This is a genomic window from Rubricoccus marinus, assembly GCF_002257665.1.
GTDB classification, from domain to species: domain Bacteria; phylum Bacteroidota; class Rhodothermia; order Rhodothermales; family Rubricoccaceae; genus Rubricoccus; species Rubricoccus marinus.
Genome location: NZ_MQWB01000001.1, coordinates 944,115 through 966,292 on the forward strand (window position 1 = coordinate 944,115; position 22,178 = coordinate 966,292).

15 protein-coding genes and 1 tRNA gene are annotated in these 22,178 nt (G+C 67.3%); 10 read left to right on the forward strand and 6 right to left on the reverse strand.

The window, feature by feature from the left end:
• Positions 1-143: 143 nt before the first annotated feature.
• A complete protein-coding gene (locus BSZ36_RS03720; RefSeq protein WP_094546149.1) occupies positions 144-545 on the forward strand; it encodes an endonuclease domain-containing protein in 402 nt (133 codons plus the stop codon).
• A gap of 78 nt (positions 546-623) precedes the next feature.
• Here BSZ36_RS03720 and rnr read toward each other — a convergent pair whose 3' ends face one another.
• From rnr to BSZ36_RS19225, 3 genes are all read right to left on the reverse strand, one after another.
• A complete protein-coding gene (gene rnr, locus BSZ36_RS03725; protein WP_179271006.1) occupies positions 624-2,897 on the reverse strand; it encodes a ribonuclease R in 2,274 nt (757 codons plus the stop codon).
• Between the two features lie 197 nt (positions 2,898-3,094).
• Complete coding sequence (locus BSZ36_RS03730; protein ID WP_094546153.1) at positions 3,095-3,628, reverse strand: GNAT family N-acetyltransferase; 534 nt, start codon at positions 3,626-3,628, stop codon at positions 3,095-3,097.
• A 32-nt stretch (positions 3,629-3,660) separates the two neighbouring features.
• On the reverse strand, positions 3,661-4,080 hold the full coding sequence (locus tag BSZ36_RS19225; protein WP_179271007.1) for an HIT family protein: 420 nt from the start codon (positions 4,078-4,080) through the stop codon (positions 3,661-3,663).
• A 181-nt stretch (positions 4,081-4,261) separates the two neighbouring features.
• Between BSZ36_RS19225 and BSZ36_RS03740 the strand changes: the two genes are divergently transcribed.
• The 6 genes from BSZ36_RS03740 to BSZ36_RS03765 all read left to right on the forward strand — a co-directional run bounded on the left by BSZ36_RS03740 (position 4,262) and on the right by BSZ36_RS03765 (position 12,041).
• On the forward strand, positions 4,262-5,854 hold the full coding sequence (locus tag BSZ36_RS03740; RefSeq protein ID WP_179271008.1) for a hypothetical protein: 1,593 nt from the start codon (positions 4,262-4,264) through the stop codon (positions 5,852-5,854).
• A gap of 4 nt (positions 5,855-5,858) precedes the next feature.
• Entirely contained in the window at positions 5,859-6,413 is a 555-nt protein-coding gene (locus BSZ36_RS03745; RefSeq protein WP_094546160.1) for a hypothetical protein, read from the forward strand.
• A 75-nt stretch (positions 6,414-6,488) separates the two neighbouring features.
• Positions 6,489-8,609: a protein-disulfide reductase DsbD family protein gene (locus BSZ36_RS03750; protein ID WP_094546162.1), complete on the forward strand. Its 2,121-nt coding sequence runs from the start codon at positions 6,489-6,491 to the stop codon at positions 8,607-8,609.
• A gap of 11 nt (positions 8,610-8,620) precedes the next feature.
• Positions 8,621-9,304 carry a redoxin family protein gene (locus tag BSZ36_RS03755; RefSeq protein ID WP_094546164.1) on the forward strand — a complete coding sequence of 228 codons (684 nt, stop codon included), beginning with the start codon at positions 8,621-8,623 and terminating at the stop codon, positions 9,302-9,304.
• A gap of 285 nt (positions 9,305-9,589) precedes the next feature.
• A complete protein-coding gene (locus BSZ36_RS03760; RefSeq protein WP_094546166.1) occupies positions 9,590-10,672 on the forward strand; it encodes a formate/nitrite transporter family protein in 1,083 nt (360 codons plus the stop codon).
• 52 nt (positions 10,673-10,724) lie between these two features.
• Positions 10,725-12,041 (forward strand): MFS transporter, encoded by a 1,317-nt coding sequence (locus BSZ36_RS03765; protein WP_094546168.1) that lies wholly within the window; start codon positions 10,725-10,727, stop codon positions 12,039-12,041.
• A 34-nt stretch (positions 12,042-12,075) separates the two neighbouring features.
• On the opposite strand, the gene BSZ36_RS03770 is transcribed toward BSZ36_RS03765, so the two are convergent.
• Together BSZ36_RS03770 and BSZ36_RS03775 are read right to left on the reverse strand one after the other, a co-directional pair.
• Positions 12,076-16,152 carry a sialate O-acetylesterase gene (locus BSZ36_RS03770; RefSeq protein ID WP_179271009.1) on the reverse strand — a complete coding sequence of 1,359 codons (4,077 nt, stop codon included), beginning with the start codon at positions 16,150-16,152 and terminating at the stop codon, positions 12,076-12,078.
• A gap of 616 nt (positions 16,153-16,768) precedes the next feature.
• Positions 16,769-16,844, reverse strand: a tRNA-Gly gene (locus BSZ36_RS03775).
• Between the two features lie 489 nt (positions 16,845-17,333).
• Here BSZ36_RS03775 and BSZ36_RS03780 point away from each other — a divergent pair.
• From BSZ36_RS03780 to BSZ36_RS03790, 3 genes are all read left to right on the forward strand, one after another.
• The gene (locus BSZ36_RS03780) at positions 17,334-17,891 is read left to right on the forward strand and encodes an NUDIX hydrolase (protein WP_094546172.1); all 558 of its coding nucleotides are present in this window, start codon (positions 17,334-17,336) and stop codon (positions 17,889-17,891) included.
• A 68-nt stretch (positions 17,892-17,959) separates the two neighbouring features.
• Entirely contained in the window at positions 17,960-18,733 is a 774-nt protein-coding gene (locus tag BSZ36_RS03785; RefSeq protein ID WP_094546174.1) for a rhomboid family intramembrane serine protease, read from the forward strand.
• Between the two features lie 129 nt (positions 18,734-18,862).
• On the forward strand, positions 18,863-19,252 hold the full coding sequence (locus tag BSZ36_RS03790; RefSeq protein WP_179271010.1) for a T9SS type A sorting domain-containing protein: 390 nt from the start codon (positions 18,863-18,865) through the stop codon (positions 19,250-19,252).
• A 228-nt stretch (positions 19,253-19,480) separates the two neighbouring features.
• Here the strand turns inward: BSZ36_RS03790 and BSZ36_RS03795 are convergent, their stop codons facing one another.
• Positions 19,481-22,096 (reverse strand): ATP-dependent Clp protease ATP-binding subunit, encoded by a 2,616-nt coding sequence (locus tag BSZ36_RS03795; RefSeq protein ID WP_094546178.1) that lies wholly within the window; start codon positions 22,094-22,096, stop codon positions 19,481-19,483.
• Between the last annotated feature and the right edge of the window lie 82 nt (positions 22,097-22,178).

The following is a 22,178-nucleotide window of genomic DNA, read 5'->3' on the forward strand; positions in this document are numbered from 1 at the left end:
GGCGAGCCCTCAACCCCTCCCCTCGGGGAGGTGCCCGAAGGGCGGAGGGGGTCGCGCCACGTTGTGCCACTGATCTTCCAGAGCGGCCTCTGGCGTTTCACCCCTGACGCCCTATCCTTTTGTGACGACCGACATCATCCCCGATGCCTCGCCCCCGGTACGACCCCAGCGCCACACCCTTCGCGCGCCGGTTGCGACGCGATGCCACGTTCCCTGAGCGGCTGCTGTGGTCTCGGCTGCGACGGCGTCAGCTTGGCGTCCGCGTTCTTCGCCAGAGGCCTGTCGGCCGTTACGTCGTGGACTTCCTCGCGCCTGACGTCGGACTGGTGGTGGAAGTCGACGGACGCAGTCACGACCGGCGGATGGCGCACGATGCTGCCAGAGAGCGGTACCTGGTAGGGCAGGGTCTTCGCGTCATACGGGTGACGAACGACGAGGTCGTCGCCGAACTCGACGCAGTCATCGAGCGAATCTGCTCGGCTCTTGGGGATGCGCCGGAAGACTCTGGCAAAGGGGAGACTTTTGGCGGGTCGGAGGAGAGCTGAGAGGGAACCCCCTCCGCCCTTCGGGCACCTCCCCGAGGGGAGGAGGGAAGCCTCGCCTCTGGCGCCAGAGGCGAGCGGCTAGCGGCGGCGCTTCGAGCTCGACTTCTTGCGGCTGCTCTTCTTGCGCGACTTGGAGAGCTGCGAGGCCCGCGAGCGCGTCTTCTTCCCCTTGTCGCCAGAGGCCTCTGGCGAGGCGCCGGGAGCCGCGCCGGGCTCCTCCACGAAGGCGAGGTCGATCTGTCGCGTCTGCGTGTCGGCGCCGGTGATCTCGACCTTGACGGGGCTGCCGGTGCGGATGCGGCGGCCGGAGTAGCGGCCGACGAGCTCGTAGCGGCTCGGGTCGTACTCCCAGTAGTCGTCGTTCATGTCGCGCACGTGGACGAGCCCCTGCACGAGCAACTCCTTGAGCTCCACGAAGACGCCGAACTTGGTCACGCTGACCACGACGCCCTCAAACGAGTCGCCGACGTGCTGCTCGGCGTACTCCACCTGCTTGAGCTTGATGGACTCCCGCTCGGCCTCGGTCGCCTCGCGCTCACGCTCGGAGCAATGCTTGGCCTGCGCCTCCAGCTTGTCCATCTCCGGGACCGGCACCTTGCCGTCGCCAGAGGCGAGGTAGTCCTTGAGCAGGCGGTGGACGATGAGGTCCGGGTAGCGGCGGATGGGGCTCGTGAAGTGCGCGTAGTGCGAGAAGCCCAGCCCGTAGTGGCCGATGTTGTGCGGGCTGTAGACCGCTTTGCTCATCGCGCGGATGGCGGCCTGCTCAATGACCGGGGCCTCTGGCGAGCCCTTGACCTTTTTGAGCAGGTTGTTGAGGTCGGCGCGGACCACCTTGCCGCTCTCGTGCGGGAGCGTGTAGCCGAAGGGGCGCACGTAGTCCGCGAGGGCGGCGATGCGTTCGGCGTCGGGGTTGTCGTGAATGCGGTAGACGAGCGGGCGCTGGAGCTTTTCCGCCTCCTTGGCGACGGCCTGGTTGGCGAGCAGCATGAACTCCTCGATGAGCCGGTTGGCCGGCTTCCGCTCCTTGGTGATGATGTCGATCGGACGGCCCTTGTCGTCCAACACGACGCGGATCTCGGGCACGTCGAAGTCGATGGCGCCCTCGGCCATGCGCTTGGCCGTGAGCGTTTTGGCGATCTCGCCGGCGCGGAGCACCTCTGGCGCCAGAGGATGATCCTGGTTCTTGCCGTCGAGGATCTCCTGGGCGTCCTCGTAGGCGAACCGCTCTTTGGAGTGGATCACGGTCTCGCGGATGTCCCAGCTGTGCACGTTGCCGCCGCCGTCGACGGTGAGGAGCACGGAGTAGGTCAGCTTGTCCTCGCGAGGGCGGAGGGAGCAGACGCCGTTGGAGAGCTCCTCGGGGAGCATCGGGATCACACGGTCCACCAAGTAGGTGCTCGTCGCGCGGTCGTACGCTTCCTGGTCGATGATGCCGCCCTTGGGGACGTAGTGGCTCACGTCGGCGATGTGGATGCCGAGCTCGGTCATGCCGTCGCCCAGGTCGCGCGTGTGGATCGCGTCGTCGAAGTCCTTGGCGTCGACGGGGTCGATGGTGAAGATGGGGTAGTCGCGGAGGTCCAACCGGCGGGCGACTTCCTTTTTGGTGATCCCCGCTTTGACGTCGCTAGCGGCCTTCTCGACTTCTGGCGGGAACTCCGCCTTGGCGCCGTGCGCCATCGCGAGGGCGAGAACCGCCACGCCCGGGGCGTCGGCGCGGCCGAGGACGCTCAGCACGCGGCCTTCCGGCGAGGCCTTCGGGTCGTCGAACGAGTCGATGCTCACCACGACCTTATCGCCGGGCGTGGCGCCGTTCCACTCCTCGCGCGGCACGTACACGTCGTGGCTGATGCGCGGGTCGTCGGGCTTGACCCAGCCGGCCTTTTTAACGGTCTGGAAGGTGCCGACGGTCTGGTTCGTCTTGCGCTCCAACACCTCTAGGATCTCCGCCTCGCGCAAGTCTCCGGGGTCGCGCTTTTTCTTTTCCGCCGCGAGGCCGATGCGGACGCGGTCGCCGTTGAGCGCCGTGCCCATGCGGTTCTTGCGCACGAACACGTCGTCGCCGCCCTTGTCCAGCGAGACGAAGCCGTGGCCGCTGGCGATCACCTGGAGCGAGCCCTCGGCGGTGTGCTGCGCGCCGCGGTCGCGGTACTGGATCCGCCCCTTGCCGACGTGCTCGGCCATGCCAGCGTCCTGCATCTCGCGGAGCACGTCCTTAAAGGCCTCGAAGCGGCCTTGATTCTTGATGCCCAGCGTTTTGGCGATCTCCTTGGGGCGGTACGCCTGATCCTTGTGGGACTTGAGAAATGAGAGGGCTTGCTTGCGGAGCGCGGTGCGCTGGCGGGAGTCGGACACGGGCGGGTCAGAGAGGGGAGACGCGGGGAGGGCGCGGCGTTGTGCCGGCTTGCCTCTGGCGTCGGAAGTCAAGAAGAGAGAGGGGCCTACGCGCCAGAGGCGCAATAGATCGCCTCTGGCGCCAGAGGCCGCCGCGGGCCGGGGCGGAGTTGCGTCATCCAACGCATCCCCGCTCCTCCGGCTCCGATTCCCGAGCGCTACCCGCCGACGAGGCCGTAGACGACGACATCGACGAACGTCCCGTCTTTGTGGATCTCGTCGCGGAGCACGCCTTCCTTCGCCAGCCCAGCCTTCTCCAAGACCCGGCCCGATGCTGGGTTGGTCGCAAAGTGGCGCGACGTGATCTTGTGGAGCCCGAGGCCGCCCAGCCCGTAGCGGACCGTGGCGCGGGCGGCTTCGGAGGCGTAGCCCTGGCCCCAGAACGGCACGCCGATCCAGTAACCCAACTCGCCGCGCCGGTGCTGCGGCGTCACGCCGAGGCTGACCGAGCCGATCAGCGCTCCGTCCGACTTCAGCGTGATGGCGAAGAAGACGCCGGCTCCGTCGTAGAAGGCCACGGCGCGAGAGGCGATCCACCGCTCGGCCATGCCGTCCTCGTAGGGGTGCGGGACGTTCTGCGTCATCGCGGCCACCTCGGCCGCTCCGGCCAGTTCCTGGACCCGGCTTGCGTCCGCGAGGCAGAACGGGCGGAGCACGAGCCGGTCGGTCTCGATGGTCGGGTGAGGCGTCATCGCGGGATCGGCGCAGGTCGCAAGAGGCCCTGCTACACGGACGGGGGCATCTGCAGTTGCGAGGCCATGTCCTGAGCCGTCTGGTCCGGTGTGCCCAGAGGAGGCCAGCCCTCAAGGCCGTCGCCGTCAAACCGGGGGATCAGGTGGACGTGGAGGTGCGGGACCGATTGCTGGGCGGCGCGACCGCTCGCGTGGAGCAGGTTGAAGCCGTCCATGCCGATTGTCTCGCGGTAGTGCTGGGCGAGACTCTGGACTGCGTGCGTGAGATCGCAGGCGACCTCAACGGGCGCATCGAAGAGGTCCGCGCAGTGAACCGTGGGTGCGAGAACGGTGTGCCCGAACGCGTCCGGCTCGCGCGCGACGAAGCCCACAACGCGCTCTGTCCGGTACACGACGAGATCGGCCGAGATGCGGCCGGCCGCGATGTCACAGAAGGCGCAGGGCGTGTCCAAGGAGGGTGTGGTTCGGTGGCAGCGGGCACCGCGAGAGCGCACCGCCCGAGGCCCGACGATACGCGACCGCCCGCCTCTGGCGCCAGAGGCGGGGACGCACAACACGGTGCGGGGCAGGCGAATGAGCCCGCGTCCGATGCGAGGTGGGTGCCTAGATTCTGCGCATCCTCTCTGGTTCTGTATGCCTCGGTTCTTGACCCTCGGTCTCGCTTTCACGGTTCTGCTATCCGTCGCCGGGTGCAGCATCACGCGCATGGAGCGCGAGGTCATCCCTGCAGAAAAACTCCAGAGCTCTGAGCGCGAGGCGAAGGTGATCCAGGCGCACCTGCTGGGCGGGGACCTCATCGTGTTCGAGACGTGGGAGACGAGCGACACGGTTATCCGCGGCGAGGGCGTGCGCTACGACCCGCTCCGGACTGAGTTCGCCAGAGGCCCGCAGGCGATCGCGCTGGACTCCGTCGGCGTCTTCGTCGCCGACCGCGAGGTGGCGGTCCCGAGGACCATCATCGGAATGACCATTTTGACTGGAGTCTCGGCGGCGCTTACGGCGGCGTGCCTGAGCAACCCGAAGTCCTGCTTCGGCTCCTGCCCCACGTTTTACCAGACCACCGGGGAGCGCGCGCTTCTGGCGGAGGGCTACTCGGCCAGCATCGCGCCGTCGCTGGAGGACCGCGACGTGGACCGGCTCGCAACGCTCCACCAGGGCGGCGCCTACGAACTGCGCATGACCAACGAGGCGCTCGAAACGCACGTCACGCGCCGCGCCGACCTTCTCGCCGTGCCCGTAGCCTCTGGCGGTCGGGCGTACTTCGCCGGACACGGGACCAACGACGGCGCGTTCTGGGCAACCTCAGCACCCGCCTCGCCGTCGTCCTGCGCCGCGCCCGAAGGCGATTGCACCGCGCCTCTGGCGTCGGCGGACGGCATAGAGCGCTTCAGCACCTCGGACTCCACGGACCTCGCGGCCAAGGAATCCCTCGCGCTGACGTTTAGGGACGTGGCGCCAGAGGCCCGCTACGGGCTCGCGATCACGGGGCGGCAGACTTTGCTCACCACGTTCCTCGTGTACCAAGGCCTCGCGTATGCCGGGCCGGACGTGGGCGCGTGGGTGGCGCAGGCCGAGACGCGCAACCGCTCCGGCACCCCGACCACTTCGCCCGCGCTGGACATGGTGACGCGGATGCCTGTAGAGGTCAAAACCGCCGACGGCACGTGGCAGGAGGTGGGCGTCGTCAGCGAGACGGGGCCTCTGGCGCGCGATGCTTACCTCGTCGTGCTTCCCGCCGGCGTCTCCGGTGACGTGGAGGTCCGACTGCGGCCCACGATGGGCGCGTGGCGGATCGACGCGGTGAGCCTGGTGCGGTTGGACGCGCAGGTGGCGCCCGTTCGCGTCTCGCCGTCCGTAGTCGTGCGCGAGGGGGAGGGCGGCGCGCCCGCCGCAGACGCCGATGCGCTGGCGGACCTGACCGAGGACGCTCGCCAGCTCGTGAACCTCCCGGGCGTGGCGCTTCGCTTGGGTTACGAGGTGCCTCTGGCGCCAGAGGGCTCCTCGTGGGATCTCTTCCTCGAATCGGAGGGCTACTACCTGGAGTGGATGCGCGATGAGTGGATGGTGGACCACGACCCCGACGCGCTGGCGCACCTGCTTTTCTCGCCAGAGGCCGCCCTCCGCGACCTCGCGCCGATGTTCAAGGCCATGGAGGCCGAGATGGACGCGGCGTTCTGGGCCTCTCGTTTTGCCGCGCCGTCGGCGGCTCCGCTCCCCGACTTCTAGACCGATGCGCGTTTCTCTCTCGCCTCTGGCGCTACTCCTGACGGCCGTTCTCGCCAGCGGCTGCGTGTCCTCGCGGAGCTCGCCGCGCGGCGTGATCCCCCAGTCTAGCGAACTCGCGGCGTACCCCATGGGGGCGTGGATCGGCTTGGAAACGCGAGACCGGGTCGCAATACAGGGAGAGCTCCTGGCCGTCGATGAGGAGTCGGTGCACGTGCTCACAACCGAGAACGAGTACCTCGTGCTCGCCAAACCGTTTGTGTACAAGGCCCGAGTGGAGGCGTACCGCAACGAGGGATGGAAAGGGACGTCCGCGTGGGCCGGTGTGGGGGCCGCGTCCACACTCACGCATGGCTTTTTCCTGGTGTTCACGGCCCCGGCGTGGGCGTTGGGAGGGATGCTCACGTCCATCGCCGAATCCAATCGCGGCTTCTACGATCTGCGAGATGCCGAGGTGGGCTGGCGCGATGTGGCGCCCTACGCCCGGTTCCCGGCTGGTATGCCCGAAGGTCTGGACACCTCCCGTCTCCGGTACGTCCTCGGCCCCGGCGTGGGAACGTGAGGAGCGGGAGGATCCGTAGCACGTCGGCATGCAGAACCCGCTCTTCGGCGTCCTACGCGTGACGCCCCCGACGCTATGCGACTGCCTTTCCTCTTCTTCGCGCTCCTCGCCCTCGCCAGCGGCCCGCCCCTGGCAGCGCAGAGCGCGTTCGACGCGATCGACCCCGATGATCCCAGTCCGTTCTCGGACGCGGAGGTCGTCGCCGAGGCCTCTGGCGTCGCACCCGGCGAGAGCGTGGACGTGGCGCTCATGCTCACGCAGGACCCCACGTGGCATTCGTACTGGCTCAACGGCGGCGACGCCGGACAGGCGACGAGCATCGACTGGCGGCTTCCCGAGGGGATCACGGCCGGGCCGTTGCGCTTCCCGTACCCCGAGGCCATCGAGCAGGCCGGGCTCGTCTCGTACGGCTACAGCGACGAAGTGGCGCTGCTGACTACGTTTACCGTCGCGGACGGTGCCGCCAGAGGCCCCACGCGTATCGAGGGCACGGCCAACTGGCTCATCTGCGCAGACATTTGCCTGCCGGCTAGCGCTGAGATCGCGTTCACGCTCGACATCGGCACGCGCACGCCCGACGCCTCTGGCGCCGCGCGGATCGCTCGCGCGCGGTCCCTTCTGCCGGTCGACGCCAGAGGCTGGACCGTGGAGGCGATCCCGACCGCCGCGGGCGGCTTCGACCTCCGCGTGATCCCCGCGCCCGGCTGGAGCGGCTCGCTGGAGGGCGCGTACTTCTTCCCCGAGACCTCTGGCGTGATCGACTACGCCGCGCCACAGCCGGTCCGCCGTGAGGGCGAGGTGTGGGTACTGGAACTCGAGGGCTCACAGATTGAGGCCACGCCGGACGCGCTGGAGGGCGTGCTCGTCGCTGCCTCTGGCGAGACGTTCAACGAGGGGAGCCGCGCGCTGGCGGTCCGCGCCCCGGTCCCGCAACTGGTGGCCGCCAGCGAGTCAGAGCCCGAGGTATCGTCGCTCTGGATCGCGTTGCTGCTCGCCTTTGGCGGCGGCATGCTGCTCAACCTCATGCCGTGCGTCTTCCCGATCCTGAGCATCAAGATCCTCGGCTTCGCCGAAGGGCGCGGCACGCCAGAGGCGACGATGCGTCGCCACGGACTCTTGTTCGGCGCTGGTGTGCTCGTCTCGTTCCTGGCGCTCGCGGGCTTGCTTCTGGCGCTTCGTGCCTCGGGCGAGGCCATCGGGTGGGGCTTCCAACTGCAGGCGCCGGGCGTGATCGCCGCGCTCGCGGTCCTCATGACCGGCATGGGCCTGTGGCTTCTCGGCGCCGTTGAGTTCGGCGGGCGCGTGATGGGCGTCGCCGCCAAGGCCGACACCGCCTCTGGCGCCAGAGGCGCATTCCTCTCGGGCGTGCTCGCGACCGTTGTGGCCACGCCGTGCACGGCGCCGTTTATGGGCGCGGCGCTGGGCTGGGCGCTCGTGCAGCCGCCTCTGGCGGCGCTCGTGGTTTTCGCGGCGCTCGGGCTGGGCATGGCGCTACCGTACGTGCTGCTCTCCTTTTTCCCGGCGTGGCTCCAACGCCTCCCGCGTCCGGGCGCGTGGATGGAGACACTCAAGCAGGCGCTCGCTTTCCCGCTGTTCCTGACCGCCGCGTGGCTCGTGTGGACGTTTGGCACCCAGACCGGCATCAACGGCGCAGCATTGCTTCTCGCGGCGCTCGTGCTCGTCGGTTTCGCCGCGTGGGTGTGGGGGCGGTGGGCACCCGCCAGCGGCTCGGTGCGCCTCACGTCGCGCGCCCTCGTTGCGCTCTCGCTCGCGGGCGCGCTCGCGCTGACCGTTTTCGGAGCGAGGCAGGAGGCCCAGGCCTCTGGCGCCAGAGGCGCGTGGGAGCGCTACGACACGGCCGAGGTCGCCGCGCTTGTCGCCGCGGGCGAGCCCGTCTTCGTGGACTACACCGCCACGTGGTGCCTCTCGTGCCAGGCCAACAAAGCCAGCACGCTACACACCGAGCGCGTCCAAGAGGCCTTCCGCGCCAGAGGCGTCCACCTGTTCGTCGCCGACTGGACGCGTCGCGATGACGCCATCACGGCCTCGCTCGACGCCCTCGGCCGCAGCGGCGTGCCGGTCTACGCACTCTACCCGGGCGGCGGCGCGGAGCCTGTCCTGCTGCCCGAGATTCTGACGCCCGGCATCGTCTTAGACGCCCTTGATGGCGTTTCTTCCTCCGTCGCCTCCCGCTGACCCCTCGACCCATGCGCGCTTCCTTCCTCGCCCTCGCACTGCTCCTCGCCACCGGCTGCGCGTCCGACCCGGACCCCGCGGCAGAGGCCGAACCCGCCACATCAGAGACCGCCGCGGTGGCCTCTGGCGAGGCCGAGCCCGGCAACATCCAGCCCGGCGTAATGGCGCCGGACTTTACGCTCACCTCCACTTCTGGTGAGGAGATCAACCTCGCGAGCCTGCAGGGGCAGACCGTTGTGCTGGAGTGGCTGAACTACGACTGCCCGTATGTGCAGAAGCACTACGGCTCGGGCAACATGCAGGCGCTGCAAGAGAGCTATACGCAGGCCGGCGATGTGGTCTGGCTCTCGGTCGTCTCCTCTGCTCCCGGCGAGCAGGGCAACTTCTCCGACGCCGACATGGACGCGCGGACCGCGAAGGAGCAGGGCAAGCAAACGCACGTGCTGCAGGACGCCTCTGGCGACGTGGGCCGCCTCTACGGCGCGAAGACGACGCCGCACATGTTCGTGATCTCGCCCGAGGGTCGCGTGGTCTACAACGGCGCGATTGACGACAAGCCGGTCACGAACGTCGCGTCGCTGGACGACGCCACGAACTACCTCGTGAGCGCGATGGAAGCTCTCGCCGACGGCCGCGACGCGGACCCTGCCCGGACCGAGCCGTACGGCTGCTCCGTCAAGTACGCCGACGCCTAAAACGCCCTAACAGAACCGGGTGTCATTGTGAGCGCTCGCGACGCACTCTCGTCCAGATGATCGCAGAGCGACGGGATCGCCGCGTCGCGGAGCCTGCCCTGAGCGCAGCCGAATGGGCTTCTCGCGATGACACCCACAGGGTTTTATCAGGCGGCCTAAGGCGACTGCCAGAGGTCGCGCCCTTACGCAACCGGGGTGCGCCTCTGGCGTCCGGAGCGCGTGCGGCTCGCGCTGCGGCTTCACGGGGGAGCCGAATCTGCGCGCTGCGCGCGGCGTTGGCGCTTCATGCTGAACCCGTTCTCCCGTCGCCCCGCGCCGCCAGAGGCCGCGCGCCCCACGGCGCCCGCCCCTGAGCCGTTTGACCGCGCCATGCTGGACCGCTCCGAGAGCGGAGCGCCCGCAGCCGGCCACGCTGTCCGCGATCTCTTCTCGACCGATGAGATCTTCCAGCGCATCGTCGCGACGGCGGACGAGGAGTTCGTGCGCAGCACGCGACTGCTGTTCTTCTCCGGTCTCGCGGCGGGTTTGAGCATCGGGCTCTCCTTCGTCGCGCGTGCTGCGCTAACGGGCGCGGTCCCGGGCGACGCCAGCGGCCTAATCGGCGGGATTCTCTACCCGGTAGGCTTCGTGCTCATCGTGCTCGGACGGTACCAGCTCTTTACCGAGAACACCCTCACGCCGGTCACGCTCGTGCTGACCAAGATCGCGGCGGTCCCGCAACTGCTCCGCGTGTGGGGCATCGTACTGCTCGCGAACGTGGCGGGCGCCGCCTTGGTCGCGCTGCTCCTCGCCAAGACAGGCGTGTTGGACCCGGACTCCTTCGAGGCAGCGCGCGAAATCGCGATGCACGGCCTGGAGGTGCCCACGACCGACCTGTTCTGGAAAGGCGTGATCGCCGGCTGGCTTGTGGCCAGCATGGTGTGGCTTAACCACGCCGCGCGGGACACGACCTCACGTCTGTTGATTGTCTTCGCGATCATGTACCTGGTGCCGGCGGCAGACCTGTTCCACTGCATCATCGGCGCGTGCGAGGCACTGTTCCTCGTCTTTCAGGGCGACGCCAGCTTGCTCGAAGCCGGGCGCTTTTTCGGAGCCGTCGTGACGGGCAACACGGTTGGCGGTGTGCTCCTTGTCGCGATCCTGAACTACTCGCAAACCAAGCGTCAGCGCTTCCCGGACCGCGACTGCGAGGCGATGGAACTGACGTGGCGCGAGTGGTTCTTCGGCGTCGGCCGGATGGCGCCTACGCACGGCGCCTCGGCGAACAACCCGCTCAGCGGGACTGAGGACATGGAAGGCGCCGAGACCGGCAGCCTACTCGATCAGCCCGTACCCACCCAGGAGCCTCTGGCGCCAGAGGTGCCGTGACAGCCGTCGCCGGAGGTGCCGCCGCCAGAGGCCTCTGGCGCTAGGTTCGGCCATGCCCGATACGACCGTTCTCGCGCGTCCGCGCTTCGCGCTGTTCACGCTCTGGCTTCTGGTGTTCGCCGCCGCGGGCCAGATCATCATCGTCGCGCCGATCCTGCCGCGAATCGGCGCCGAGTTGGGGGTGGAGGAGGGGACGCTCGGGCTGCTCGTGACCGTCTACGCCGTCGCGCTCGGCCTCTGCGGACTCGTCGCGGGTCCGGTCTCCGACCGGTTCGGGCGCCGCGCGATCATCCTGTGGGGCTCCGCGTCCATGACCGTCGCCCTCGCGCTGCACGGGCTGGCCAATTCCTATGAAGCGCTGCTGTTGGCGCGCGCGGCCTCTGGCGCAGCGGGCGGGATGCTCTCGGGGGCCGCCGTGGCCTACATCGGCGACGGCTTTCGGGCCGACCGGCGTGGCTGGGCGAGCGGGTGGGTGATGAGCGGCTTTTCGGTCGGGCAGATTATCGGCATCCCGGCGGGAATCGCGCTGGCGGAGGCCGGAGGATTCCGGATGCCGTTTCTGGGGTTCGCCGCGGTCATGGGCATCACGTTCGTGCTCGCCTTCTGGGCGTTGCCGCAGGTGGCGGGCACGCGCTCGCGCCAGAGGCTGACTGTTGGCTCGGCGCTGGCGTCGTACTCCGACCTGCTGCGGTGGTCGGACACGCGAGCCGCTTCGCTCGTCTACCTCGTGCTGTTCGCGGGCGTTGGGCTGTTCGTGATCTACTTCCCCTCGTGGCTGGAATCCGAGCTGGGCTTTACCAGCGCGATGGTCGCGGGACTCTACGCGCTCGGCGGGACCGCCAACGTGCTCACGGGGCCACAGGCCGGCCGTCTCTCCGACCGCATCGGTCGCAAGCCCGTCATCGTCATCGCGACCGTTGGCGTGGGCGCGTGTATGGCGCTTACGCCTCTGGCGCGGCTCTGGCCGCCGCTGGCGTTCGTGTTCTTCTTCAGCGTGATGGCGCTCACGGCGGGCCGGATCAGCCCGCTTCAGGCGCTGCTCACCGAACTCGTCCCGGCGCAGCGCCGGGGCGTGCTGATGAGCCTGTCGGCCGCGGTCGGCAACGTCGGCTTCGCGGGAGGCAGCGCCATCGCGGGCGTCATCTACGCCGCCAGCGGCTTTGGAATCAACGCGCTCCTCGCCGGCGCGATGTCGGCGCTGGTCGCTGTTGTCGTGTGGTGGGGCTTGCCCGAGCCCCGCCGCGATGGTGAGCCGTGTCCACCCGGCCTGGAAGACTGCGCCGACCGGCCCGTTACGACGACGCTATCGGGACCCTCGCCGGAGGCCGGCCACATGGTCGAGAGCGCCCTGGAGGAAACCGCGGCCTGACGCCAGAGCCTCTGGCGTCAGGCGCGGCTCGCCGCTACCGGATGACAGTAAAGCGGCGCGTGAGAACCGTGTCCGTCGCGCTCAGGCGCACGATGTAGAGGCCGGGCGCGAGGCTGGACGTCTCCAGCGTGAGGTCGTGCGCACCTGCCGCCAGAGGCCCGTCGGCGAGGACGGCGACGCGACGGCCGAGCGCGTCGTACACGGCGACCGTCGCCTCTTGCGCGGCGTCGAGCGAGAACGGCACCCGCAGCGCACCACGCGTCGGGTTGGGCATGGGGGCGCCAAGCGTGAGGACGCGTTCGCCAGAGGCCTCGCCCGCGGTGTTGACGCGCGAGAGCGAGACCACGAAACGTTCGCCGCCGGGCGTCGCGAGGCGCAGGAACTGCGCGGCCGGGAGCCCGCCGCTGTTGGCGCTTTTCGACGCAGCCTCGGCACCCGCCGCGATCGGCATGAGCGAGGAACTCCCGTCCAGCACGAGCGCGATCTCGCCCGATTCGGAGAGCGAGTAGCTCTCGCCCGTCACGCGGTCCCGCAACGTCGCGATCCAGCCGTCGAGGCCTGTTGGCTCCCATGCGAGCCGCGTCGTCGCGCCCGTGGGGGCGCCAGAGGCGAAGGCTTCGGCGAGGAGCGCGACCTCCGCCGCGCCGGGGACGGTGGAGACGGAGAGCCCCGGCGATCCCGCCTCGGCTCCGGGGAGCGCCGCCGCGAGGCGGAGCGCGTTCCCGCCAGAGGCAGGCTCCAGGGCGTAGGCGTCGCGGATATCGAAGCCCAACTCGGCGTCCTCCGCGATGGCGATAGCCGCGAACGCGGTGTGCTCACGCCCTGCGATCTGGCCCGTCATGTTGAACCGAACGTGCGGCAGGGCCTCTGGCGCGACGCCGTTCTTGGAAGCCGATTCCGCGCCAGAGGGGCGAGGGGCGTCGAGAACATAGGCGGGATTCCAGAACCCGGTGCGAGCGCTCGCCGGGGCCGTGAGCTGCGCCGGGTTGCCCGTCGAGTAGGTGAAGAAGCCCTGTCCCACTGGGATCACACCGTCCTTCATCGTGCCTCCCACGCCGACCGTCCACTGCCGGTAGTCGCCGAATTCCCCGAGGTACGGGTCGTAGACGTAAGCCGTCGTGATCACACGCGAGCGGGTCCAGCCGGGAGCGTCCCAGTTCAGGCCTTGATCGTATGGGTTGCCCAGCAGGTTCGCGCCCGGAATCGGACTGTCCCGCGTGAACGTGACCGGGAAGGTGTAATCGGATGTCAGAGGCGTGCCGCTGGCGGGGAGGACCTTCGGAAAGGTGCCCTGCTCGCCGTTCGTGAACGGGTCTTCGTCCTGGAACATGTAGTACCAGAAGCCCTGGCCGGGCGCGAGGAAGTTGCTCGTCGGCGCACTGTACTCCGCGTTGGGGACGCCAGAGGTCTCGGTCTCGTCGCGGACGAAAACGTTGGTGTACCCGCCGCTCCCGTCTTCGTCGATGTCAGCGCCGGGGTACCCCGCGGTGTAGATGGGCTGGAGCAAGCCAGGCGTGACGGCGCCGCCGGGACCCCCGCCAGCGGCGGGGTCATCGCCTCCCAGCCCGAGGTCGGGGTAGGGAAGGGAAAGCATCCGCCAGCCCGCCGGGCCGTGCAACACCACGCGGTTGAAGAAGGGCACGCCCGCATCGTCCGCGCCGGCGTAGGTGGTCGCGCCTCTGGCGTCCCCGTCGATGTCCGTCAGCACCGTTGGAAGCTGAGGGACGGAAAGAAGGGGATCGCCCACGGATTCGCCCACGATGCGAAGGTTCACCGCGACGGTATCGGCGAAGACAGCCGAGGCCCGACGCGTGTTGGCGTCCGAGACGGTCGCGGCGTTGAAGGTGTCGAGGGCGTCGACAAACGCTTCCAGCGTGGTGTAGTCGGTCAGGTCCACCCGGCCGATGGTCGCGCCGTTGCTGGACAGCGCGTTGAAGTCGCTTTCAAAACCCGTCAGAGGCGCCGCCGTGACGTGCATCGCCGTGCCCGTGCCCCGCGAGGACAGGATGTTGTTGAACACGCTCAGGCCTTCTCCGCCGTCCAACCCTAGCGCCGTCGCTGCTACCCCGCCACCAGCGCTCAGGGTGTTGTGCCAGATCTGCCAGTTGTCGGACTGCACAAATCGCATCGCGGAACTGCCCCCCGCCTGGGTGAGCACCATGTTGTTGGCCGCCAGAGGTCGCGCCCCTGGCGCACCGTCGGAGCCCGTGATAAAGACCCCGGCCAGACCGGCGCTTACGACGTTGCTCTCAAAGCGCGTCTCTCCGAGAAGGGTGCTCGCCACGAACCCGGAATCGCGTACGGTGATATCGTTGCTACGGATGTCGGGCGCTCCGAGACGCCAGAGGCGTACGCCGACGGCCCCGTTTGTAACGGAGTTGCCGACGAGCTCAACGCCCTGCGGTATCGCCGCTCCATCGCCTTCGAGGTGGATCGCAGTGGAGTAGCCAGAAATCGTGTTGCCTCGGATGCTGAGGTCTGTCGCGCGAAGAGATGGCGCCGAACCGATCGCGACGCGACCACTTCCCGTCCCATCGGCAACCAGGGTGTTGTTCTCGATCGATACGCCCGTTAGTGAGCCGTCGAGAACGACGGCGTTCTCAAACGCCGTCCCGGCCGGAGCGAGCATGAGGCCGGAGAGGGTCACGTACTCCGCGCTGCTCAGGCGGACAACGTAGTCTTCTCCGGCGGCGCTGGCCTCTGGCGCGAGTGTAACGGCCGCGCCAGAGGCCGCCGTGAGGGTGATCCGGTTGGTAGCCGATGCGCCTGCTACGACACCGATCCGTACGCGCTCCGCGTGCGTGCCTGCTTGCAACTCGAGCCGCACCGAGCCTCGCACGCCGTACGCGTTCAAGTCGCTCACGGCGTCCGACAGGGTCGTGTAATCCGCGCCCGCGCCGTACACGGAGTACGCTCCGGCTAACCGGCGATCCGTTTCCGTAGCAGCATCCACCTCAAACGGCGCGGCAGGAAGCCCATCGCGGTTTCGAAGGTCGGCGGTCCCCGGCTCCCCGGGGTTCCCAGGGTTCGTCTGCCACGCGTACCGGACCGTGCGCGGGTCCAGTACGAGCGAACTGGACACGACAACCCGGTCACCCGCGATCACCGCGTCGGCCCACTCGTAGCGCCCATCGGGGCCCGCAAGGGTGAAACCGTTTAAGACCCCGTCAGCGACGACGAGCCCAGCTCCGACCTCCTTAAACGACACGACGACGGCGCCACCGCCGCCGAGTTGAGCCGAAATGGCTCTCGGACCGCTCGCCTGAAGGCTTTCTCCATACGCAATGTTCCGGAGCACGAGGGCTAAGCGTTCCCCAACGGGCCTCTTGTTGGTGGGGTGGATGTTCACTCGTCCATCAGCGTCGGGATACCCGGTATCGTACGTCACCACTTGGCCGGTGTGGGGGAGGACCAGAGCCCGGTCCTGCTGTGCCCGGATTGTCGCAAGAGGCGTGTCCCCTGGAGGGCGAGCGTTGGTGACCGAGGTGAACGGCTCTCCGATGTTCGGGAGCTGGACCCAGGCAAATGGCATGTTCTCCTGCCCAAAATCGGCCCGCCACCCTTCAACCATCGAGATTAGTAGGTCACCGTAGTAGTTGGGTGTCATTCCCCGGAGGGAGTTGGACTCGCCCTGGTACCACGCCACACCCTTGATAGGGAGGGGCAGGAGTGGGTGCACCATCTTGTTCCAAGCGCCCGCATGCTCGCGCCTTGTCGGCACGCCGCGTCCCGCGATCATGCCCAGAGACATCCACTCCTCGATTTGCCCTCCTCCGAACGCCGCGTAGATGATCCCGATCGGGACGTTCAATTCAGCTCGTAGGTCTTTTGCTGCGTAGTACGCCACCGCCGAGAAGTTGCCCGTGTCGGTTGGATTCGTCGCACCAGTCCATCCAGAGCCCGATGCCAACTGGTCCGATGGAGTCGGCGAGAACGACTTCGGCACGTAGAACTGGCGGAGCATCGGGTCGTTGGCCCGTTGCGCCTCTGCGGCTCCGCCGTCGGATTCGATCACGCGCCACTCCATGTTCGACTGACCAGCGGCGAACCACACGTCACCTACGTACACATTGCTCAGCGTCCTGATGGTGCCCGCTGAAGAAATGGTCATTGTGAGAGGGCCACCGGCCGGCTGCGCAGGCAGTTCCGCCCGCCATTGGCCCGCTCCGTCTGCAACAGTAGTCCCCAAGACCCCCCCGAGATCGACGGAGACCTGGGCGCTCGGCCCTGCGGTGCCCCAGATCACTACCGTCGTGTCACGCTGAAGGACGGCGCCGTCCGTGAAGTACGGAAAGAGCTGTAGCTGTGCGGACGCCTCTGGTGCGAGGAGCAATAGCACAGTGAGGACACGTAGGAGGTGACCCATGAGGAAAGGATTGGGGAGGGGAAGGGTATCTCTCGCAACCGCAGGTTGCCCGTCTTGTCGCGCGCGCGGTAGAATGGCCTGCACAGCCGCGTCCTACTACGTGAATCGCTTCAATAGGTGTCTACACGGTTGGGTCCGCGTGACATGGATGGGCAGTATAGGGCGCCGGTGCCATATACCTGCACTTCCGCCTCTGGCTTCAGACAAACTCCTAGTACGTTCCTGCCGCCTTGAGATGTCGCGTTTATGCCACCGTATACGCGACTCCTAATTGGGCTGCATCTATGCCGTGCCCCACGTCGGCAGGAGGGCAGCAGACCACATAAAAAAAGGCCCCTTCCGAAATGGAAGGGGCCTTCTATGGAGCGGGAAACCGGACTCGAACCGGCGACCTTCTGCATGGCAAGCAGATGCTCTACCAACTGAGCTATTCCCGCCTGGGGTGCCCATGATACGGCAAGCCGCTTGCAAGGGTCAACGCCCCCGACCCCTCTGGCGTCGCCCTCCCGCGAGTCTTCATCGGATGACGGTGAGGACCTTGCTCACAACGGCCTCTGGCGTCAATGCGTAGGCACAGCAAAACCAATGGGAGAGCCACATGCCTCTGGTTTGACAGCGTCTCAGGATAGGAGGCAAAGACAGCCGCACACGGACCCGAGCGAGAGCGATGTCTAGACAGACGCCACAGGCCTCTGGCGCGAACCACCGGACATTCGCGCTAGCAGCTCAGGGAGAGGGAGTGCGGAAACAGGAAGGTCGGCTGCTGAGGGATGGATGTGCCATCGACCCGCAAGGGGTAGCGAGAAAGGCGTGTGTCACCATTGCGTAGAAGTCACGACGCCCCTGGCCGCGCGCAGTGCGGTCGGCGCAACCGAGCCGGCAACGCACGACCCGGTAGCTTGCCCGTCGCCAACGTACCTGAGTAGATGTCCGACCCCAAGCCACAGCCCTGGACCCTTCTCGCCTCGCGCGAGCTCTTGCACCGGCCGCCGTGGCTCACGCTTCGGGAGGACCGCGTTCAACTCCCGACCGGGACCGTGCTGGAAGCCTTCTACACTTTGGAGTACCAGGACTGGGCCTGCGTCGTCCCAATCTTGGCCTCTGGCGAGGTCGTGATGGTGGAGCAGTGGCGGCACGCGATTGGGCGGGTGAGCCTGGAATTTCCAGCCGGGGCTGTGGACGACGGCGAGACGCCAGAGGCCGCGGCCCAGCGCGAGATGATGGAAGAAGTAGGAGTGTCGGCTCGGCACCTTGAGCCTCTGGCGCGGTTGGCGACAGAGCCCTCGCGCCACACGAACTGGGCGCACGTCTACCTCGCGCGCGAGGCGAGCATCGTGGGAGACGCAACGCCAGAGGCCAGCGAGGACCTCGTCCGCCGGGCGTTTCCTGCGTCCGATCTCGCGGGACTCGTGACTCGCGGCAAAATCGTGCATGGCGTCCACGCAGCTGCTGCGTTGCTCGCGGCGGGCCGGCTCGCGTCTTGAGGCCAGAGGTCCGCACTACCTTCGCGCTCGCCGCAGCCTCTGGCGGCCCCTTCCACCTTTGACGCTTCATGCTGTTTCCCCTCTCCGACGACGATCGTCGACTCTCAGGCCCCGCGCTTGTGACGTGGTTCTTGATCCTGGCGAACGTTGGGTTCTTCTTCGTGCAGGCCGCGGACGCGGAGTTCACGTACGCCTGGAGCACGGTCCCGTACGAGATCACGAGCGGCCAAGACATCGCGAACGAGGTCCCCGTAGGAGCGGCCACCATGAGTGAGATCCCGCAGCGACCTGGCCCCGGCCCGGCGCCGATGATCTACCTCACGCTGATCACGTCCATGTTCATGCACGGTGGACTGATGCACATCGGAGGCAACATGCTGTACCTCTGGATCTTTGGGGACAACGTGGAGCATCGGTTCGGCCACGCGCCTTTCTTGGTGTTCTACTTGGTGAGCGGGCTGGCGGCGTCCTTTGCCCAGATCGCCCTGGATCCAGACGGCCTGATCCCGAGCCTCGGGGCCTCTGGCGCGATCTCCGGCGTGCTCGGCGCCTATCTCGTGCTGTTTCCGCGGAACAAGGTCAACGCCATCTTTTTCTTCCGCGTGGTGAGCGTGCCCGCTTTCCTGGTGCTTGGGGTGTACATCGTGTTCCAGTTCGTGGACGGTTGGGGAGCCATCTTCTCGACCGAGCAGATGGGAGGCGTGGCGTATGGCGCGCACATTGGCGGCTTCGTGGCGGGAGCGCTTGCCGCGCTGGTCTACCGCTTGATCGGGAAAAAGGAGCAACAGAGCCCGCTTTCGCCCGCAATGCGTCGTGATCCACAGAACCGCCCCATGTGGTAGGGCTCTTAGACGGGGGCGCGGCCCGGGCCTCTGGCGCCAGAGGCCCCGTTCCCGGCACGCCCCTTGAATGGGATCCGTTTGTATCCCACCGCCGTTTGGGCGATATTGACGATGACTCTTGACACCGCCATGACGTCTCTCCTCCGCACGCTCGCCTGCGCGCTCCTTCTCGGAGCCGCCGTGGCCCCTGCTTCTGCAGGCGCTGTGGTCGATCGTGCCGAGTTGGAACTGACGCTCATCGACGAGACGCCGAAGCCGTTCCGCCTCTCGACCGCACGACCGAACCCGTTCACGTCGTCCACGCGTCTTGAGCTATCGGTCGACGCCACGACGTCGATCCGCGTCGCGGTCTTTGACGCCCTCGGTCGTGAAGTGGTCAAGTTGCAGGAAGGCACGCTTCAGCCCGGCACGTACAGCCTTCGCTTGGACGCGAGCAACCTCCCGCCAGGTCTCTACCTCGTGCGCGCCACTGACGGCCGGGGCACGACGGTGACCCGCTCGGTCGCGCTCTCGCGCTAGCCGCTGGCTCTACTGCTTTCGCCCCGCCTCTCGCCAGAGGCGGGGTTTTTAATGGGCTACGCTAGCGGTCTCGGCGGACCTGCTGTGAGCGTCCGCTACGCCTAGGCGCGGTCCTGGCCTTGAGTGAGAACGCTAGAGATTTGGCAAAGCGGCCTCTGGCGCAAATGCAAACCGCCCCGCCAGCCGAAGCCAGCGGGGCGGGAGTCGTCTAGAATCTGGCGCCAGAGGCTACTCGTCGGACGCCTCTGGTGTCTCCGGCGTCGCCTCCTCCGGTGACGCGTCGGACGCGTCATCGCCAGAGGCCTCGGCCTCTTTCTTCTTACGCGGCTTGCGCGTCTTGAAGGTGAGCTCCTCGGCGCCCTTCTTATAGTCGACGGTGATCTTGGCGCCTTCCTCCAGATCCTTCGTGAGGATGGCTTCCGCCATCGGGTCCTCGACGTACTTCTGGATGGCCCGGCGCAACGGACGTGCGCCGTACTGCGGGTCGTAGCCCTTGTCGACCAAGAACTCCTTGGCTGATGGCGTCACCTCGATCGCGATGCCCAGGTCCTCGACGCGGCCGAACAGGTCGCCCTGCATCACGTCGATGATCTTGAACACGTGCTCCTTCTCCAGTGGGTGGAACACGATGACGTCGTCTACGCGGTTGAGGAACTCGGGGTTGAAAACCCGCTTCAGCGCGTCCTCCACCGTCGACTTCATCTTGGAGTAGTCGAACGTGGAGCCGGACTCCAGCGCGAAGCCGATGCCCTTACCGAGGTTCTTGATATCCCGCGCCCCGATGTTCGAGGTCATGATGATGATCGTGTTCCGGAAGTCCACGCGGCGGCCGAGGCCGTCGGTCAGGATTCCGTCGTCGAGCACCTGAAGCAGGATGTTGAACACGTCCGGGTGCGCCTTCTCGATCTCATCGAGCAGGACGACCGAGTACGGCTTGCGGCGGACCTTCTCGGTCAGCTGCCCGCCCTCCTCGTAGCCGACGTAGCCGGGAGGCGCACCCACGAGGCGGGACACAGAGAACTTCTCCATGTACTCCGACATGTCGATGCGGATCAGCGCGTCTTGGCTGTCGAAGAGGTACTCCGTGAGCCGCTTGGCGAGCTCCGTCTTGCCCACGCCCGTCGGGCCGAGGAAGATGAACGAGCCGATGGGCCGCTTGGGATCCTTGAGGCCGGCGCGTGTGCGACGGATCGCCCGGGCCAGCTTCTGGATGGGCTCCTCCTGGCCGATGACGGTCCCCTGAAGCGCCGTTTCCATGCCGAGAAGCTTGGTACCCTCGGTGGTCTGGACGCGGTCCACGGGAACGCCGGTCATCATGGCCACGACGGCCGCGATGTCGGACTCCGTGACGGGGTACGTCTCGTCCTCCGCCTGGCGCTGCCACTCCTCCTTGACGTTCTCGAGCTCCTCCTGGAGCTTTTTCTCCTTGTCGCGGAGCTGAGCGGCTTCCTCGAACTTCTGGCTTTTGACGACCTGGTTCTTCTCCTCACGGACCGCCTCAATGGAGTCCTCGAGCTCGACAACCTCTGGCGGAACCTTGATGTTGGCGAGATGGACGCGCGCACCGGCCTCGTCCATCACGTCGATGGCTTTGTCGGGGAGGTGCCGGTCGGTGATGTACCGCTCGGAGAGCTTGACCGTGAGCTCGATGGCGCCCTCGTCGTAGGTGACGTTGTGGTGCTCCTCGTACTTGGGCTGGATCTGCGTGAGGATCTCGACGGCCTCCTCTGGCGTGGCGGGGTCGACGAGGATCTTCTGGAAGCGGCGGTCGAGCGCGCCATCCTTCTCGATGAACTGGCGGTACTCGTCCAGCGTGGTCGCGCCGATGCACTGGATCTCGCCTCTGGCGAGAGCCGGCTTGAACATGTTGGAAGCGTCCAGCGAGCCGCTGGCGCCACCGGCGCCGACGAGCGTGTGGAGTTCGTCGATGAACAGGATGACGTCCTGGTTCTTCTCCAACTCGTTCATGACCGCCTTCATCCGCTCCTCAAACTGGCCGCGGTACTTCGTCCCGGCCACGAGCGCGGCGAGGTCGAGCGTCACGATGCGCTTGTCGTAGAGGATGCGGCTCACCTTCCGCTGCGTGATGCGCAGCGCGAGGCCCTCGGCGATGGCGGTTTTGCCGACGCCGGGCTCGCCGATGAGGACGGGGTTGTTCTTCTTGCGACGCGAGAGGACCTGAGCAACGCGCTCAATCTCGCGCTCGCGTCCGACGATGGGGTCCAACTTGCCCTCCTGAGCCATCGTGGTCAGGTCGCGGCCGAAGTTGTCGAGAACGGGGGTGGTGGATTTCTCAGCCATTTGCTTGCGTTCGCCGGAGCGCGACGAGCGGCGGCGGCCTCCGCCCGATCCGCCTCCCTCGGAGGGGTCTTCGGGTTCGGCAGGCCCACTGCGGGGCGTCGCGCGCCCGCTGAGGATGGAGTCGAGTTCGCCGCGGACGCCGTCGTAGGACACAGAGAAGGCCTGCTGGAGGATCTGAGCGGCCACGTTTTCGTCGTCGCGCAGGAGAGAGAGAAGGAGGTGCTCGGTGCCGATGACGTCGCTCTTGTAGAGCTTGGCTTCGAGGTAGGTGATCTTGAGCACCTTCTCGGCCTGCTTTGTCAGCGGGATGTTGCCGACGGTGAGCGTGCCGCCCGTGCTGCGCACGGTGTCTTCCACGGCCTGCTTGAGCTTGAACAGCTCGCAGCCGAGGTTGCGAAGGATCTTGACAGCGATGCCCTCGCCCTCGCGGATGATGCCGAGCAACAGGTGCTCAGTGCCGATGTAGTCGTGCCCCAGCCGGATCGCCTCCTCGCGGGAGTACGAGATCACGTCGCGGACGCGGTTGGAGAAGTTGCCTTCCATGGGTCGGGTGGGGTGCCGCTGGCGCCATGCCAGCGGGGATGCGTCGCCAGAGGCCGAGAACCGTCGGGCCTCTGGCGGGAAG